Source organism: Paraburkholderia franconis (genome assembly GCF_009362735.1).
Lineage (GTDB): Bacteria > Pseudomonadota > Gammaproteobacteria > Burkholderiales > Burkholderiaceae > Paraburkholderia > Paraburkholderia franconis.
The window spans coordinates 110073-126750 of record NZ_WHNP01000018.1; the positions used below are offsets into that span (position 1 = coordinate 110073).

The 16678-nt window shown below is 65.0% G+C and carries 9 protein-coding genes; 4 read left to right on the forward strand and 5 right to left on the reverse strand.

The features are described from left to right. The first annotated feature begins 168 nt into the window (after window positions 1–168). Window positions 169–1524, forward strand: coding sequence for an EAL and HDOD domain-containing protein (locus GCT13_RS20545; protein WP_152761029.1), 1356 nt, complete (start codon window positions 169–171; stop codon window positions 1522–1524). A 100-nt stretch (window positions 1525–1624) separates the two neighbouring features. Here GCT13_RS20545 and GCT13_RS20550 read toward each other — a convergent pair whose 3' ends face one another. Next, a complete protein-coding gene (locus tag GCT13_RS20550) occupies window positions 1625–3082 on the reverse strand; it encodes an HDOD domain-containing protein (RefSeq protein ID WP_152761031.1) in 1458 nt (485 codons plus the stop codon). 85 nt (window positions 3083–3167) lie between these two features. Next, on the reverse strand, window positions 3168–5060 hold the full coding sequence (locus GCT13_RS20555; protein WP_152761033.1) for a putative bifunctional diguanylate cyclase/phosphodiesterase: 1893 nt from the start codon (window positions 5058–5060) through the stop codon (window positions 3168–3170). Window positions 5061–5387: 327 nt separating this feature from the next. On the opposite strand from GCT13_RS20555, the gene GCT13_RS20560 reads away from it, so the two are divergent. The 3 genes from GCT13_RS20560 (at window position 5388) to GCT13_RS20570 (ending at window position 8033) form a co-directional block, all read left to right on the forward strand. After that, complete coding sequence (locus GCT13_RS20560; protein WP_152761035.1) at window positions 5388–6722, forward strand: EAL and HDOD domain-containing protein; 1335 nt, start codon at window positions 5388–5390, stop codon at window positions 6720–6722. A gap of 228 nt (window positions 6723–6950) precedes the next feature. Continuing rightward, entirely contained in the window at window positions 6951–7514 is a 564-nt protein-coding gene (locus GCT13_RS20565; RefSeq protein ID WP_152761037.1) for a redoxin domain-containing protein, read from the forward strand. Window positions 7515–7568: 54 nt separating this feature from the next. Continuing rightward, on the forward strand, window positions 7569–8033 hold the full coding sequence (locus tag GCT13_RS20570; protein WP_152761039.1) for a hypothetical protein: 465 nt from the start codon (window positions 7569–7571) through the stop codon (window positions 8031–8033). A gap of 155 nt (window positions 8034–8188) precedes the next feature. Here GCT13_RS20570 and GCT13_RS20575 read toward each other — a convergent pair whose 3' ends face one another. From GCT13_RS20575 to GCT13_RS20585, 3 genes are read right to left on the reverse strand one after another with little or no spacing between them, the layout of a single operon-like run. Then, window positions 8189–11503, reverse strand: coding sequence for an efflux RND transporter permease subunit (locus GCT13_RS20575; RefSeq protein WP_152761041.1), 3315 nt, complete (start codon window positions 11501–11503; stop codon window positions 8189–8191). A 17-nt stretch (window positions 11504–11520) separates the two neighbouring features. Next, window positions 11521–14646: an MdtB/MuxB family multidrug efflux RND transporter permease subunit gene (locus tag GCT13_RS20580; RefSeq protein ID WP_152761042.1), complete on the reverse strand. Its 3126-nt coding sequence runs from the start codon at window positions 14644–14646 to the stop codon at window positions 11521–11523. Window positions 14647–14661: 15 nt separating this feature from the next. Next, window positions 14662–16101: an MdtA/MuxA family multidrug efflux RND transporter periplasmic adaptor subunit gene (locus GCT13_RS20585; protein ID WP_152761044.1), complete on the reverse strand. Its 1440-nt coding sequence runs from the start codon at window positions 16099–16101 to the stop codon at window positions 14662–14664. Window positions 16102–16678 lie beyond the last annotated feature (577 nt).

Consider the following 16678-nt stretch of genomic DNA (forward strand, 5'->3'; position numbering starts at 1 on the left):
CGGGAAGCGGGCGCTTCGAAGCCTGAAGAACAACACTGAATACGATGAGAGCACGAAGCGCCACGCTTCGCCGCAACCACTTGCATGGGACCAGTAGGCATGGACGGGAGCACGCGCTAAAGCGCCCACTCCCATCTACACGCCAGGTCTGGTCGACAGGGGACCGGAATGACCACCACCGTAGTCACTGAGGAACGCCAGGCCGAGGGCGTTCCCGGCATCGCGCTGGACGAGCGGGCAAACGTTTCGCTTGCCCGTCAGCCTGTTCTGAATCGCGACAACATGTTGTGCGCGTTCGAACTCAAGGTGCACCAGCCGCCCGTCGCGCGAGCGAGCGAAGAGCCGGCAGCGGCAGACGAGCCGTCATCGAAGGCCCAGGGCAGCGCAACGGAAGCCATCATCCACGCCGTTTTGCACGCCGATGTGCGCGCCGCGCTCGCCGGTCATCCGGGCTATCTGCAGATCACGCGTGAACTGCTGTTCGACGACGTGCTTCGCCAGATTCCCGCCGAGCGTTTCATGTTCGGGCTGCCGCTAGGAATCGGAGCCGACGATCAGCTGATCGCGCGCATCGTCGAGCTGCACGGCCGCCGTTATCGCTTCGCGCTCGACAACGTCGCGCAGGCCGACGAAACCTTCGCGCGTCTTCTGCCGTATGCGGATGCCGTGAAGATCGATATGAACCGCATCCCGCAGGCAATGTTGCCGAAGTTCGCGAGCGTGCTGAAATCGGCGGGCAAGCTGCTGATCGCGCTCGGCGTCGAGTCGCAAGCCGTGTTCGAGCAGGCCTTCAATCTCGGCTTCGACCGCTTCCAGGGCTATTACTTCGCGCATCCGCAGGGCGCGGACGCGCGCAAGGTCAGCGCGCCGCGTCATGCGCTGCTGAACCTGCTGCAACTGCTCGGCGGCGAGCCGACGGTCGCGCAACTCGAAGCGGAACTGAAGCTGAACCCCGTGCTCGTGATGCACCTGATGCGCCTCGCGAACTCGAGCGGCCTCGCGCTGGGACGCAAGGTCACGACGCTGCGCGAGGCGATCAACGCGACGGGCACCAACCGTATTGCGCGCTGGACGCAACTGCTGTTGTACGCGGACGGCCGCAAGGTCGCGCTCGAAGACGATCCGTTGCTGCAACTGGCCGCCACGCGCGCGCGCTTCATGGAACTGGCCATCGAGCGCCTGCCCGAGGCGGGCCGCCACGAAACCGATGCGGCGTTCCTCACGGGGGTGTTCTCGTTTGTCGATTCGGTGTTCGGCGGCTCGCTCGAACATACGCTGAACGTGCTCGCGCTGTCCAGGCCGATCCGCGACGCGATTCTCCAGCGCGAAGGCGTGCTCGGCGCGTTGCTGACCGTGATCGAAGCGCTGGAGCGCGGCGCATGGGCCGACATCGAAAACGGCTGTGCGCTGCTCGAAGGCCTGCAGGTACACGACGTCGCGCAAATGGGCCTGATCGCGGCCGCGTGGGCGGGCGTTGCCGATCGCAGCGCGGAAGCGGCGGGACTCGAGCGGATCGAGGATTGAAGAAGACGCGCGGCTCGAATGCACGAGCCGTGCAGGTCGATGGCAGAACGCGTGCGCTCGACCTCTGCCCGAGCCGGTCAGCGCGGTCTTCCGGATTACTTCACAGCGTTTCCACTTCGCTCACCGGCGCGTGAGCGAAGAACCGTCCCAGTTCTCGCGCGAGGTCGTTGAGCGCGGCCATTTCCCGCTGCGAGATGCGGCGCGGCATATCGTGACGTGCCCAGTCGCCGTAGAGCAGGGCAACCGTCGATTTGTTCTCCAGCACCACGGGCAGCAATACGAACGAATGCACGTCGTCGAATGCGCGGCGATACCAGCCCGGCAAGCGCGCGTGCATCTTCGGATCGCGTGCGTTCTCAATGAAGATACCGACCGAGTTCGCGATCGCGAGATGAAACACGTCGGGCTCGAACGCCGTCGCGAAGCTGAGCTCGGGCAACGCTCCTTCGATCTTCGCGCCGAAGCCCATCGTCGCCTTGAAGATGCCGTTGCCCTGACGCACGAACACGACGGTGCGCTCGAAGTTCAGCCCGGCAAGCACGGTCTCCGATGCCATCGCGAGCGCGGGCGCAAGTCCGCTGTCGCCCGGCAACGCCTGTAGCTCGCTGACGCCCGCAAGAATGCACGATTCGGGGTCGAGCGACTCGCGCGCGATCGCATCGGCGTTCGCGCGCAGTTCGAAGATCTCGCGCATCACGCCGTCGCGGGTCTCTTCTTCGGCGAGCGTCAGGCTCATGTCGACGAGCACTTCGGGGTCGGTGCCGAGCGTGCGGCTGTAGCGCTGCGCAAGTTCGGCGAGGCGCACGTCGCGTTGCGACTCGGGCAGATGCGCTTGCGTGAGCACGTTCGCGACTTCCGTCGAATAGTTCGTGATCGCGCGCAGCCATTGCGCCTGGCGCGGTTCGTCGTGCTGCAGCGGATCGAACTCGGTCATGCCGACGCGGATCATGTCCGGCAGACGCCAGCGCGTCGCCGCTTCGAGTCCGATCTCCTGGAACGTCACGCCGAGCACGCTTTCGCACGCTTCGTTCTCGCCCATGCCAGTATCGACCTGGCGGCGAATCTGGTCCCACTCGGCATCGAGATAGAACACGACGAGCAGCTTGCCGACCTGGCGCATCAGCGTGCACACGACGGCCTCTTCGCCCTGGCGCAGGTCGCCGCGTTCGGTGATCTTGCGCGCGACGCAGCCCGAGAGCATCGTGCGGTTCAGTTCGAGCTTCGCGTCGATGCGGCGCGGCGCGCTGTGATGAAAGTGATCGACGATTTTCAGGCCGACGACGAGATGGCCGACGGCGTCCATGCCGAGCACCATCAACGCGCGCGAGACGGTCGTGATGTTGCCGCCGAATGCCATGTACATCGCCGAGTTTGCGAGGCGCAGCACTTTCTGCGTCAGCGCGAAGTCGGAGAGCACGATCTGCACGAGCGCGCTGAAGTCGAGATCGTCGTTGTTCATCGCGGCCATCGTCGTGCGGAGCGACTGCTGCAGCATCGGAAAATCGCCGCGCTCGTTCATGCGAGCCCAGAGCCGGTCAAGCAGCGCAGCCTTTAGCATGAGAATCCCGCAAAAGCCATACAAGTCCCAGTTAGCGGCACGCCGATGCGTGGCCGATGCACAGTGCGAACACGCGTCATCTCATTCACGCTTCACCATGCACGTGTAGCGCGCGCGATTCGAAGCGCTGTGCGAGTTCTTCCGACGGCAATGCCTTGCAGACGAGCCAGCCCTGAATGTGATCGCAGCCCATCTCGGTGAGCAGATTGCGCTGTTCTTCCGTCTCGACACCTTCGGCGACGAGCTCGAGATCGAGCGTCTGCGCAAGGCCCACGACAGCGCTCACGATGGCCTGATCGTTGCGCGAGGTTAGCAGATTCTCCACAAAGCTCCGGTCGATTTTCAGTTTGGCCAGCGGAAAGCGTTGCAGGTACGCAAGACTCGAATAGCCGGTGCCGAAGTCGTCGACGGCGAAGCGGATGCCGAGGCCCGTCAGTTCTTCGAGCAACGTCGTCGCGTGCTGCGGGTCGTGCATCAGCAGGCTTTCCGTGATCTCGAACACGAGGCGGCGCGGATCGATGCCCGTCAGTGAAATCGCTTCGCGCACGCTCTCCTTGAAGCGCGGATCGCGGAACTGTTGCGGCGACACGTTGACGGCGACGTATTGCAGCCGGATGCCTTGCGCGTCCCAGCGGATCAGCTGCATGCACGCGGCCTTCAGCACCCAGTTGCCGAGGTAGTTGATGAGGCCGACCGATTCGGCGAGCGGAATGAACATCGACGGCGGCACGAGCCCGTGCACGGGATGCTGCCAGCGGATCAGCGCTTCGACGCCGACTACGCCGCGCGTCTGGCTGCTCGTGATCGGCTGGAAGTGAAGCGAGAATTCGCCGTTGCGCACGCCGTCGTACAGGTCCGATTCGAGCTTGAGGCGCTCGGCGTCGGCGGGGCTGTCGTCGGGCACGTAGAAGGCGAGCGTGTTGCCGCCCGCCGCCTTCGCGCGCAGCAGCGCATGATCGGCCCAACGCAACAGCTGGCTGTCGCGCGGCGAGGCGTCGGGCGAGTCGGGCATGCGCTGCGTGTCAGGAATGCGCTGCGCGTCAGGAATGCGCTGCGCGTCGGGCATGTGCTGCATGTCCGGCATGCGCTGCGTATCGGGATACAGCGCGATGCCGACGCTCGCCGACAGATGCACGGGCTGACGATTGAACGTATAGGGCTGCTGGATCGCCGTTAGCAGGCGCCGCGCGAGCGCTTCGGCGGCGATCGCCGCATCGGCGCGCGCATGCACGGGCGGCAGCAGGATCGCGAACTCGTCGCTGGAAATGCGCGCGATCACTTCGCCTTGTGTCGCCATATTGGCGAGGCGCCGCGCGGTGTCGCGCAGCATCTCGTCGCCCGCGTCATAGCCGAGCGCGCGGTTCACGCGTTGATAGTCGTCGAGATCGAGCAGCAGCAGCGCGGCGGCCTTGCCCGTCGCGTCGGCCTTTCGCTGTGCGTTGCGCATGTCCTCGATCAGCGCGGGCAACGTCGCGAGGCCCGTCAGATGATCGTGATGCAGTTGATGCCTGAGGTTCGCCTCTGCTGCGCGCCAGCTCGATACGTCGAAGCCCGCGATCGCGTAGCCTTCGATGCCGTCGTGACAGTTGCGCACGATGCGCAGCTCGACGGGCACGGGGTAGGTCAGCGACTTGATCAGATCGAGCGTGACCTTTTCGACGGCGCCCGTTTCGTCGGCGCGGCGCAAGGCGGCGTCCAGCGACGCGACGTCGGCGGGCGCGACGAGTTCGTGCAGCGTGACGGTCTGCAGGTATTCGCGGTGATAGCCGATGAAGCGCAGGCTCGCTTCCGACACATACAAAAACGTGAGGTTGCGCGCCACGTGCGCGAGGAAGTCGACCGCGCCCGCAGCCTGCTCGAGGCCGGCCGCGAGGCTTTGCGCGACCGTCGTGCGCGCGGGCTGACGGACCGCGCGGAATCGGTCGATAGCCGTGCGCAGCAAGCCCCGGCGGGGTGGGGTGATCCTGGTCGCTTCCATGTATGTCGCTGACTACCCGGGTTCGTCGTGAGGCGGGACGGCCGCGCAATGCCCGCGGGACGATGGGTCCGTGCAGGGCGTAAGGCCATCCATCAGAACGGGATAACGACCCTCGCAGCGGAATCTTTAGCGTTCGCACATAAAAAGCGCCATAACGTGTGGTAGAGGCAGCCGACCATGCATGCGCCGATGAATTCCGCTAAAGTCGCGGCGATCGTGCACCGTTAATGCGGCTGATGTGCCGCGTTGGCGAAGCACGCGCGTTGTCCGAAGGGTGGCGCGCGCCACCCCATTCAACTCGCTATGGAATTCAGGCCGCCGGGAAAAATGTCCGATCCGTCCCACGACAACGATGAAGCCGTTCGCCTCCAAACGTTTGCGCAAACGGGTGGGGACGATGATGCGCTACTGTCGTCGCAGTTCGTCTACGTGGGGCGTCAGCCGATTCTCGACCGCAACGGCGCGTTGCATGCGTACGAATTGCTCTTTCGCGGCAGCGCGCGCAACTACGCAGAAGTTTTCGACGATGCGCAAGCGACTGCACAGGTCGTCGTGCGCACGATCGGCGGCATCGGCGTGCAGTCGGTGCTCGGCACACATCGGGGCTACGTGAACATCGGCCGCAAGCTGCTGTTCGACGACATCGTGCATCTGATGCAGCCCGAGCGCTTCGTGCTCGAAATCCTCGAAACGGTCACGTTCGATGCGCGGCTCATTGCGCGCATCGCCGAATTGCGGCGCGCGGGCTTTCGCATTGCGCTCGACGACGTGTGCGAGCTGTCGCCGAATCTGCTGACCGTGTTGCCGCACGCGGACATCGTCAAGATCGACTTCCTGCAGACGGACCGCGCGCAATTGCGCACGCTCACGCGGACACTGCGCATGCACGGCAAGACGCTGATCGCCGAAAAGGTCGAGACGCGCAAAGACTTCGCGCTTGCCCGCGAGTTGGGCTTCCATCTGTTCCAGGGCTATTTCTTTGCGCGGCCACAAGTGCTATCGACGCGCCGCAACCATTCATCGCGCACGTCGTTGCTGCGGCTGCTTGCGCTGCTCGCGCGCGACGCGGGCATCGTCGAGCTCGAAGACGAATTGAAGCGCAATCCGAATGTGGTGATGCAATTGCTGCGCCTCGTCAATTCGAGTGCGTTCGGGCTCGGACGCAATATCTCGTCGCTGCGCGAAGCGATCATCGCGACAGGCACGCGGCAGATCGCGCGCTGGGCGCAACTGTTGCTGTACGCGGACGGCGGCGACCTGCCGTGGCGCTCCGATCCTCTCGTGCAGCTGGCGGGCACGCGCGCGCGCTTCATGGAACTGGCCGCGCGCTGGATACGTCCGAACGACGAAGCCTTCGCCGATGCAGCGTTTCTGACGGGCGTGTTCTCGCTGGTGCATGTGCTCGTCGATTCGACGCCCGATGAGACGCTCGATCCGCTGGACCTGTCGCCCATCATTCGCGATGCGATCGTCGCACGCGCAGGGCCAATGGGCGCGCTGCTGCGGATCGCGGAAGCGGCGGGCGAAGCGCAGGACGCCGCCGCGATTGCAGCGATCGCGAGCTCGGCATCGCCGGCGGAATTCGCGGCGCTGACGCCCGTTGTGCTCGCCGAGTTGAACCTGTCGGCGGCCGCGTGGTTCGGCGCGCATCTCATGGATTAAAGTCCGCATCCCGTTCGTTTCATGCATTGGCGGGTGATGGTGCGCGATGTCAGCGGACTGCAAAGTTCGTGGACTCATCGACAGCGTTCATGCTGCGCGCCGACGCACATTCGCCAAACGTGGTCCAATATTGGACGGCAGGTTATGGTTGCGACGGCTCGCATGGTTGATGCGGGCGTTGCGCGGCATCGCACGGGCATCGTGCGCTCACGATTTCGAGGACTCGACATGAAGCAGAAGATTGTGCCGTTCGCGCTGGCGGCTACGCTGTGCGCGAGTTTATCGCTGTATGCGCTGACGGCTTCCGCCACGCTCAAGCCCGGCGACGACGCGCCGGACTTCACGACGCAGGCGTCGCTCGGAGGCAAGACCTATCAGTACCAACTCGCCGATGCGCTCAAGAAAGGGCCCGTCGTCCTGTACTTTTATCCCGCCGCCTTCACGAAGGGCTGCACGATCGAGGCGCACGAATTCGCGGAAGCCGTCGACGAGTACAAGAAGTACGGCGCGACCGTGATCGGCGTGTCGCACGACAACATCGACAAGCTGACGAAGTTCTCGGTCAGCGAATGCCGCAGCAAATTCCCGGTTGCGGCCGATCCCGATTCGAAGGTCATCAACGCATATGATGCGGGCCTGCCGATGCACGCGCCGATGGCCAACCGCGTGTCGTATGTGATCGCGCCCGACGGCAAGGTCATCTACGAATACACGAGCCTGTCGCCCGACAAGCACGTCGAAAACACGATGCAGGCGCTCAAGGAGTGGGCCGCGACCCACAAGCAGCCTTGACGCTGCTTCATCGCGTGCAGTCCGCGTTGCTCCACTTCTGACCGTCGATACACGATGCCGATAGTCGTCGGACTGCTCGTGCTGGCCGCGCTGATCTACGGCGCCGTGCAGGCGTTTCACGCGCTGTCGGCGCAGTTCGGGCTGGGCGTGGCGATCGGCGTCGCGATGATCGTCGTCGCGCTGCTGCTCGCGATGCTTGCGTGGTGGTGGCGTCGCCGCAACGAAGTCGCGGCCAATATCCGCGACGGCGACTGGACGCACGAGCTCAAAGGCGAATGGGGCGACGTGCGGCTCGCGGCGGGCAAGCGTCTTTGCGACGTGCAGGTGAGCGGCACGCGCGGCTCGTACATTTTCGCGGACCTTCGGCACGCGCAGCCGGTGCGCGATGGCGAGCGCTGGCAGGTCAAGCTCGATGTGAAGGATGCGGCGCATCCCGAATGGCGCTTGCCGATGGTGTCGGAGCGCGAGGCGCGTCAGTGGACGCGCATATTCATGCTGGCGATGGCGCAGAAGCTTTGAGAGGCGGGGGCGGGGCAGTGGTCAGTCGAACGGTTCGCTTAACGGTTAGCTGAACGGTTCGCTGAACGCCTGCATTCGCATGATGCTTCGCGGACGCCAGTGCCCAGCAATGCAAAGCGCAACAAAAGCCACCGATTGCAGCGAACCGAACGGGATCAGCTCCCCGAAGCCGCCGCCTGCGCCCCCTTGTTCTTTCGCGCCTCCCAGCGCACGCGGAGGCGGTCCATGTACAGATAGACGACGGGCGTCGTATAGAGCGTGAGCATCTGGCTCACGATCAGCCCGCCGACGATCGCAAGACCCAGCGGCGCGCGCAGCTCCGCACCTTCGCCGCGCCCGAACGCGAGCGGCAGCGCGCCGAGCAGAGCCGCGCAGGTCGTCATCATGATCGGGCGGAAACGCAACAGGCATGCCTGCTCGATCGCATCGCGCGACGACAGCCCTTGCCGCGACGCGTCGATTGCGAAGTCCACCATCATGATCGCGTTCTTCTTCACGATGCCGATCAGCAGGATCACCGCGATCAGCGCGATGATACTGAACTCCGTGTTGAAGAGCAGCAGCGCGAGCAGTGCGCCGACGCCCGCCGACGGCAGCGTCGACAGGATGGTCAGCGGGTGGATGTAGCTCTCGTACAGAATGCCCAGCACGATGTAGACGGCCGCAAGCGCCGCGAGAATCAGGATCGGCTGGTCGGACATCGATTGCTGGAACGCCTGCGCGGTGCCCTGGAAGCTGCCGTGGATCGTCGCCGGCATGCCGATCTCGGCCATCGTCTGGTAGATGATCTGCGTGGCCTGCGAGAGCGACTTGCCGGGCGCCAGGTTGAACGAGATCGTCGACGAGACGAACTGGCTCTGGTGGTTCACCGCGAGCGGCGTGTTGCCGGGGCCGAAGCGGGCGATCGCGGACAGTGGAATCATCGTTTCCTTCGAGGTCGACACGGCCGCGCCCGTCGACGCGCTCGACTTGCCGCTTGCCGCAATCGAATTGTTCGCCAGATTGCGCGCGGAGTCGGCGGCGATGGCGGCCGCGCTCGACGCCGCCGTGCCCGCGGTACCGCCCGCCGACGAACGCGTCGTGGCCGTCGTGGCCGACGTGACCGTGCCCGCCGTCGCGTTGGTCGATTGCGAGCCGCTCGCGCTGCCGCCCGACGTGCTGATCCACACCTGATTCAGCATGTCGGGGCTCTGCCAATACTTCGGCGCGACTTCCATCACGACGTGATACTGGTTCAGCGGGTTGTAGATCGTCGAGACCTGGCGCTGGCCGAATGCGTCGTACAGCGTGTTGTCGATCTGCGCGGGCTTGATGTTGAGGCGCGCCGCCGTCTGGCGGTCGATCGTCACCATCGATTCGAGACCGGCTTGCTGCTGGTCCGAGTTGACATCGGTGAGATCGGGGCGCTTTTGCAGCGCTTCCGTGAGAAGCGGCGCCCATTTGTACAGGTCGGCCGTGGTGTCCGAGAGCAGCGTGAACTGATACTGCGCATTCGACTGCCGGCCGCCGACGCGTATGTCCTGCACCGCCTGCAGGAACGTGCGCGCGCCCGCGACGCCCGACAGCGGCCCACGCAACTGCTGGATCACCTGATCGGCGGAGATCTTGCGCTCTGTCTTCGGCTTGAGCGACACGAACATGAAGCCCGAGTTGGTCTGCCGTCCGCCCGTGAAGCCGACTACGCTGTCGACGGCGGGGTTCGCCTGCACGATGCGCATCATCTCGGAGAACTTCACCTTCATCGCCTGGAAGGACGTTGCCTGATCGGCCTGGATGCCGCCGATCAGACGCCCCGTGTCCTGCTGCGGGAAAAAGCCCTTCGGCACGATGATGTAGAGCGCGATGTTCAGCGCGATCGTGACGAACAGCACCATCAGGATCAGCAGCGGATGACGCAGCGACCAGCCGAGCGTGCGCGCGTAGCCGCGCTGCATTCCGTCGAAGCCGCGTTGGAGCCAGCGCGCGAAGCGGCCTTCTTCCCGCTTCTCGTGCGGCTCGAAGAGCAGGCGCGAGCACATCATCGGCGTGAGCGTCAGCGATACCATCAGCGACACGCCGATCGCGAGCGACAGCGTGAGCGCGAACTCGCGGAACAGCCGCCCGACGATGCCGCCCATCAGCAGGATCGGCAGGAACACGGCGACCAGCGAAATGCTGATCGACATCACCGTGAAGCCGACTTCGCGCGCGCCGACGAACGCCGCCTTCATGCGCGGCATGCCGCTCTCGATATGGCGCGTGATGTTTTCCAGCACGACGATCGCGTCGTCGACGACGAAGCCCGTCGCGATCGTGAGCGCCATCAGCGACAGGTTGTCGATTGAAAACCCGAGCAGATACATCGCCGCGAACGTGCCGATGATCGAGATCGGCACGGCCACGCTCGGAATCAGCGTCGCACGCCAGTTGCGCAGGAACAGGAACACGACCATCACGACGAGCGCGACGGCGATCATCAAAGTGCGCTCGGTGTCCTTCAGCGACGCGCGGATCGTCGTCGAGCGGTCGGCCGTCGGCGTGATCTGGGCGGCGGCGGGCAACGAAGCCTGCAACTGCGGAATCATCGCCTTCACGCGGTCAATCGTTTCGATGATGTTCGCGCCGGGCTGCCGGTACAGGATCACGAGCACCGAGCGCTCGTTGTTCATCAGGCCGAGATTGCGCAGGTCCTCGACGGAATCGACGACTTCGGCGACATCGGACAGATGCACGGCCGCGCCGTTGCGATACGCGATCACGAGGTCCTTGTACTGCGACGCCTGCTTCGCCTGGTCGTTCGTGTAGAGCTGCACGCGATTCGGGCCGAATTCGATCGAGCCTTTCGGGCTGTTCGCATTCGCCGAAGCGAGCGCCGCGCGCACGTCTTCGAGACCGATGCCGTAGTGAAAGAGGGCTTGCGGCTCGAGCTCGACGCGCACGGCCGGGTTCGCCGAGCCGCTCACGTCCACTTCGCCGACGCCGTCCACCTGCGATAGCGACTGTTGCAGCACCGTCGCCGCCGAGTCGTATAGCTGGCCCGCCGTCATCGTCTTCGACGTGAGCGCGAGAATGAGGATGGGCGCGTCGGCGGGATTGACCTTGTGGTAGGTCGGATTTTGCCGGAGGCTCGTGGGCAGGTCGGCGCGCGCCGCGTTGATGGCGGCCTGCACGTCGCGTGCGGCGCCGTCGATGTTGCGGTTCAGGCCGAACTGCATCGTGATGCGCGCCGAGCCGACGGAACTCGTCGACGTCATTTCGGTGACGTCGGCAATCGATCCGAGATGCCGTTCGAGCGGACTCGCCACGCTCGTCGCGACCGTCTCCGGGCTCGCGCCCGGCAGGCTCGCCTGAATCGAGATGGTCGGGAAATCGACTTGCGGCAACGGTGCGACGGGCAGCCTTGCGAACGCGAACAGGCCCGACAGCGCAATGCCGATCGCGAGCAGCGTCGTCGCGACGGGGCGCTGGATGAAAGGGCGCGACAGGTTCATCGTTTCGGCCTCTTCATTCAGGCGTCGGCGTCGGTGACGGGCGGCGTGGGATGGCCGTCACGATGAAAGCGCGCGCGCAGCCGCCGCGCAATCGAATCGAAGCCGAGATAGATCACGGGCGTCGTGAAGAGCGTCAGCAACTGGCTGACGATCAGGCCGCCCGCAATCGCGATACCGAGAGGCCGGCGCAGCTCCGAGCCCGCGCCCGTGCCGAGCATCAGCGGCAAGGCGCCGAGCAGCGCCGCCATCGTCGTCATCAGGATCGGCCGGAAGCGCAACAGGCACGCCTGATAGATCGCTTCGCGCGGCGGCTTGCCATGCACGCGCTCGGCTTCGAGCGCGAAGTCGATCATCATGATCGCGTTCTTCTTCACGATGCCGATCAACAGCACGATGCCGATGATGCCGATGATGTCGAGATCGTGGCCCGTCAGCAGCAGCGCGAGCAGCGCGCCGACGCCCGCCGACGGCAGCGTCGACAGGATCGTGATGGGATGCACGAAGCTCTCGTACAGCACGCCGAGCACGATATACATCGTGACGACGGCGGCGAGAATCAGGAACAGCTCGTTCGAGAGCGACGCCTGGAATGCGAGCGCCGCGCCCTGGAAGCGCGTCTGGAACGACGCGGGCAGGCCGATGTCCTTTTCCGCCTGTTCGATCGCTTTCACGGCCGCGCCGAGCGACGCGCCGGGCGCCAGATTGAACGACACGGTCGTGGCCGGGAACTGGCTCAGATGCGTGACGAGCAGCGGCGCGGGCTTCTCGTGGAAGCTCGCGATGGACGCGAGCGGCACCTGGCCGCCCGTCGACGTCGACGACGGCACGTAGATCGAGTTGAGCGACTCCGTGTAGTGTTGCATCTGCGGCTGCGCTTCGAGAATCACGCGGTACTGGTTCGACTGCGTGAAGATCGTCGAGATGATGCGCTGGCCGAACGCGTCATAGAGCGCGTTGTCGACGGTCGCGGGCGTGATGCCGTAACGCGCGGCCGACGCGCGGTCGATTTCCACGTACACCGACTGACCGTTGTTCTGCAGATCGGTGGCCACGTCGACGAGTTCGGGCGACTGTTGCAGCCGCTCCATCAGCTTCGGCACCCAGGTCGCGAATTCTTCGATGTTCGGATCGGTCAGCATGAACTGATACTGCGTCGGGCTCACCGTCGAATCGATGGTCAGGTCCTGCACAGGCTGCATGTAGAGCGTCGCGCCCGGAATGTGCGACGTGTCGCGCTGCAACTGGCGGATCACTTCGCTTGCCGTCGCGTCGCGATCGTCGCGCGGCTTCAGGTTGATCAGCATGCGGCCGCTGTTCAGCGTGATGTTGCTGCCGTCCACGCCGATGAACGACGTCAGGCTCTCGACGTTCGGATTCTTCAGGATCTCGGTGGCCAGCTGTTGCTGGCGCTCGGCCATCGACGCGTACGACACCGACTGCGGCGCCTGCGTGATTGCCTGGATCACGCCCGTGTCCTGCACGGGGAAGAAGCCCTTCGGAATGAACACATACAGCACGCCCGTGAGCACCAGCGTGAGCACGGCGACGACGAGCGTCGAGCGGTGCCGGTTCAGCACCCATTCCAGCGCGACGGCGTAGCGCGCAATGATCCAGTCGATCGCCGCGTGCGCCTTCGCTTCAAAGCGGTGGCTTTCCTTGGGCGGCGTGTGGCGCAGCAGCTTCGCGCACATCATCGGCACGAGCGTGAGCGACACGACGGCGGAAATCACGATGGTCACGGCAAGCGTGATCGCGAACTCGTGAAACAGGCGCCCGACTACGTCGCCCATGAAGAGCAGCGGAATCAGCACGGCGATCAGCGAGACTGTCAGCGAAATGATCGTGAAGCCGATCTGCTTCGAGCCCTTCAACGCGGCTTCGAGCGGCGTGTCGCCTTCCTCGACGTAGCGCGCGATGTTCTCGATCATCACGATCGCGTCGTCGACGACGAAGCCTGTCGCGATGGTCAGCGCCATCAGCGAGAGGTTGTCGAGCGAGAAGCCGCACAGGTACATCACGGCGAGCGTGCCGATCAGCGAAAGCGGCACCGACAGGCTCGGGATGATCGTCGCGTAGATGTTCGCGAGGAATAGATACATCACCAGCACGACCAGCACGACCGACATCAGCAGCTCGAACTGCACGTCGCGCACGGACGCGCGGATCGTCGTGGTGCGGTCGGTGACGATCTGCACGTCGAGCGCGGCGGGCAGCGACTGCTGAAGCGTGGGCAGCAGCTTCTTGATGCTGTCGACCGTCTGGATCACGTTCGCGCCCGGCTGGCGCTGCACGTTCAGGATGATCGCGGGCGTGTTGTTCACCCATGCGCCGAGCTTCGTATTCTCCGCGCCCGAGACGATGCTCGCGACGTCCGTCAGCATCACGGGGCGGCCGTTCTTGTACGCGACGACGGCGCTCTTGTACGCGTCGGCGTCCGTCAGCTGGTCGTTCGCGTTGATCGTGTACGCGCGCGTCGGGCCGTCGAAGTTGCCCTTCGGCGTGTTGACGTTGAGGTTCGAAATCGTCGTGCGCAGATCGTCGAGATTGAGGCCATACGACGCGAGCGCGCGCGGGTTTGCCTGGATGCGCACGGCGGGGCGCTGGCCGCCCGACAGGCTCACGAGGCCGACGCCCGCGACCTGCGAGATCTTCTGCGCGAGGCGCGTATCGGCGATGTCCTGCACCTGCGTGAGGGGCATCGACTTCGACGTGATCGCGAGCGTGATGATGGGCGCGTCGGCGGGGTTGACCTTCGCGTAGATGGGGGGCGCGGGCAGGTCCGACGGCAGCAGGTTGCCCGCCGCGTTGATCGCGGCCTGGACTTCCTGCTCGGCGACGTCGAGGGGCAGGTCGAGACTGAACTGCAGTGTGATGATCGACGAGCCCGCCGAGCTTTGCGACGACATCTGGTTCAGCGACGGCATCTGCCCGAACTGGCGCTCGAGCGGCGCCGTCACCGACGACGTCATCACATCGGGGCTCGCGCCCGGATAGAACGTCTGCACCTGGATGGTCGGATAATCGACTTCGGGCAGCGCGGAAAGCGGCAGAAAGCGCAGCGCGACGAGCCCGACCAGCATGATCGCCGCCATCAGAAGGGCGGTGCCGACCGGGCGCAGGATAAAGGCGCGGGATGGATTCATGCGGAAGCCATTACCTTATTCCGCCGACGTTTGCGACGCGTGCCGGTGACGATGCGCGCCTGATGCACCCGCTGCACCCGATGCGCTCGCCGCACCCGATGCGCCGGCTGCACCCGACGCGCTTGCCGCACCCGATGCGGCGCGGGCACCCGAAGCACCCGAAGCACCACGGGGCCGGTCGGCCGGAATGGTGATCTTCGCGCCTTCCTTCAGACGGTCCGAGCCGTCCGTCACGACGCGCTCGCCGACCTGCAGGCCCGACGTGATGCTGGTGCGCTCGCCGTCGACGGGACCGATTTTCACGGGGCGCACCGTCACCGTGTTGTCGGGCTTCACGACATACACGAACGACCCGATCGAGCCGTTGAGCACGGCCGACGTCGGCACGATGACGGCGTTCTTCACGACGTTCACGAGCAGGCGCGTATTGACGAACTGATTCGGGAACAGCAGGCCTTCGTTGTTCTGGAACGTCGCGCGCAGCTTCACGGTGCCCGTCGTCGTGTCGATCTGGTTGTCGACGGTTTCCAGAAAGCCCGCTTCGAGCGACGTCGTATTGCTGCGGTCATACGCCGTCACCGACATCTTCGTGCCCGCGTGCAATTGCTTGAGGATGGCGGGCAGGTTGTCTTCCGAGGTCGTGAAGATCACGCTGATCGGCTGCAGCTGCGTGATGACCACGACGCCGTTCGTGTCGCCCGGCGTCACGTAGTTGCCGGGGTCGACCTGGCGCAGCCCGACGCGCCCCGATACGGGCGCGGTAATGCGCGCATAGACGAGATCGAGCCTGAAGGTATCGATGTTCGCCTGGTCGGACTTGACCTGGCCTTCGTACTGCCTGACGAGCGACGCTTGCGTATCGACCTGCTGGCTCGCGATCGAGTCTTGCGACAGCAGCGTCTGATAGCGTTTCAGGTCGAGGCGGGCCGTTTGCAGGAGCGCCATGTCCTTGGCCAGCGTGCCTTCGGCGTTGGCGAGACTGATCTGATATGGACGCGGATCGACCTGTGCGAGCAGATCGCCTTGCTTCACCATCTGACCTTCCTGGAACGCGACCGTCTGCAGCGTACCCGTCAGTTGCGTGCGCACGGTGACGTTCGCGAGCGGCGTGACAGTGCCGAGCGCGTTCAGCACGACGGGCATTTCGCCTTGCGTGACGGCAGCCACATGGACGGGCTGTGGCTGGTTCATGCCGCCTGCGCCGCCGCCGCGACGCCCGCCGGATGCGGCCCGCGCGCCGCTCGCGCCCGTTGCTGCGCTCGCGCCGGCATCGCTTCTGTTCCACGGATGCCAGCGAACCAGCACGATCGCCGCAATGATCACGACGACGACGATCAGCGCGATCGTGCGGCCGCGATGCCGCTTGACGGCGCCGGGTCCGGGTTCGTGTCCGGTAGGCGGGCTGGACGGACCGGCGTTGCGTGAAGGTTCTGGCTGATTTTTTTGTTCGTCCATCGGTTCGATCAAATGGCTGGCGTGGATTGAGGCAAACGTGCGATGCGCGGCGCGCGAACTGACGCCTGCCGCGCGCGGGTTGTCGTGCTCGCGTTTGTCCGCGCGATGCTACGCGATGCGTGGCTCATCGAGATGACCATGATGTGACGGTGACGGCGGCCGCGCTGGCGGCCTGACGCGTTGTCGACATGAATGACGGCTCCTCCCTGATGGCCGTGCTTTTGCCCGCTGCGCGTTCGACGTCGCGTTGCCGCAGCAGCGCTCGCGCCGCTGCAACGAAAGACCGGACCGATGGCCGCTTCGACGGGGCTGGCCGTTGCCGATGCGCGTCGCGTGCATATGACAGGCATCGTGGCCGGGCCGCGCCGAAACCGGCCGCACCGAGCGTCGGCGCGCGGGAAAGCATGATGCTACGTCTCCGGCCGAGTTACAGTCCAGCGGCGTATTTTTCGGCGGATTACGACCGTTACATACGGTTGGGTAAATTGAAAGCCTGGGTTAGCCGGGTGTCGCGCAAGTTGGCGCGGCAACAGGCATATCGGCGGGGAGAGCGGCCGCGTCGACGCCTCGCGCGGTG

Coding starts and splice junctions, on each gene's coding strand:
- GCT13_RS20545 (WP_152761029.1), top strand. CDS start 169: ATGACCACCACCGTAGTCACTGAGGAACGCCAGGCCGAGGGCGTTCCC.
- GCT13_RS20550 (WP_152761031.1), bottom strand. CDS start 3,082: ATGCTAAAGGCTGCGCTGCTTGACCGGCTCTGGGCTCGCATGAACGAG.
- GCT13_RS20555 (WP_152761033.1), bottom strand. CDS start 5,060: ATGGAAGCGACCAGGATCACCCCACCCCGCCGGGGCTTGCTGCGCACG.
- GCT13_RS20560 (WP_152761035.1), top strand. CDS start 5,388: ATGTCCGATCCGTCCCACGACAACGATGAAGCCGTTCGCCTCCAAACG.
- GCT13_RS20565 (WP_152761037.1), top strand. CDS start 6,951: ATGAAGCAGAAGATTGTGCCGTTCGCGCTGGCGGCTACGCTGTGCGCG.
- GCT13_RS20570 (WP_152761039.1), top strand. CDS start 7,569: ATGCCGATAGTCGTCGGACTGCTCGTGCTGGCCGCGCTGATCTACGGC.
- GCT13_RS20575 (WP_152761041.1), bottom strand. CDS start 11,503: ATGAACCTGTCGCGCCCTTTCATCCAGCGCCCCGTCGCGACGACGCTG.
- GCT13_RS20580 (WP_152761042.1), bottom strand. CDS start 14,646: ATGAATCCATCCCGCGCCTTTATCCTGCGCCCGGTCGGCACCGCCCTT.
- GCT13_RS20585 (WP_152761044.1), bottom strand. CDS start 16,101: ATGGACGAACAAAAAAATCAGCCAGAACCTTCACGCAACGCCGGTCCG.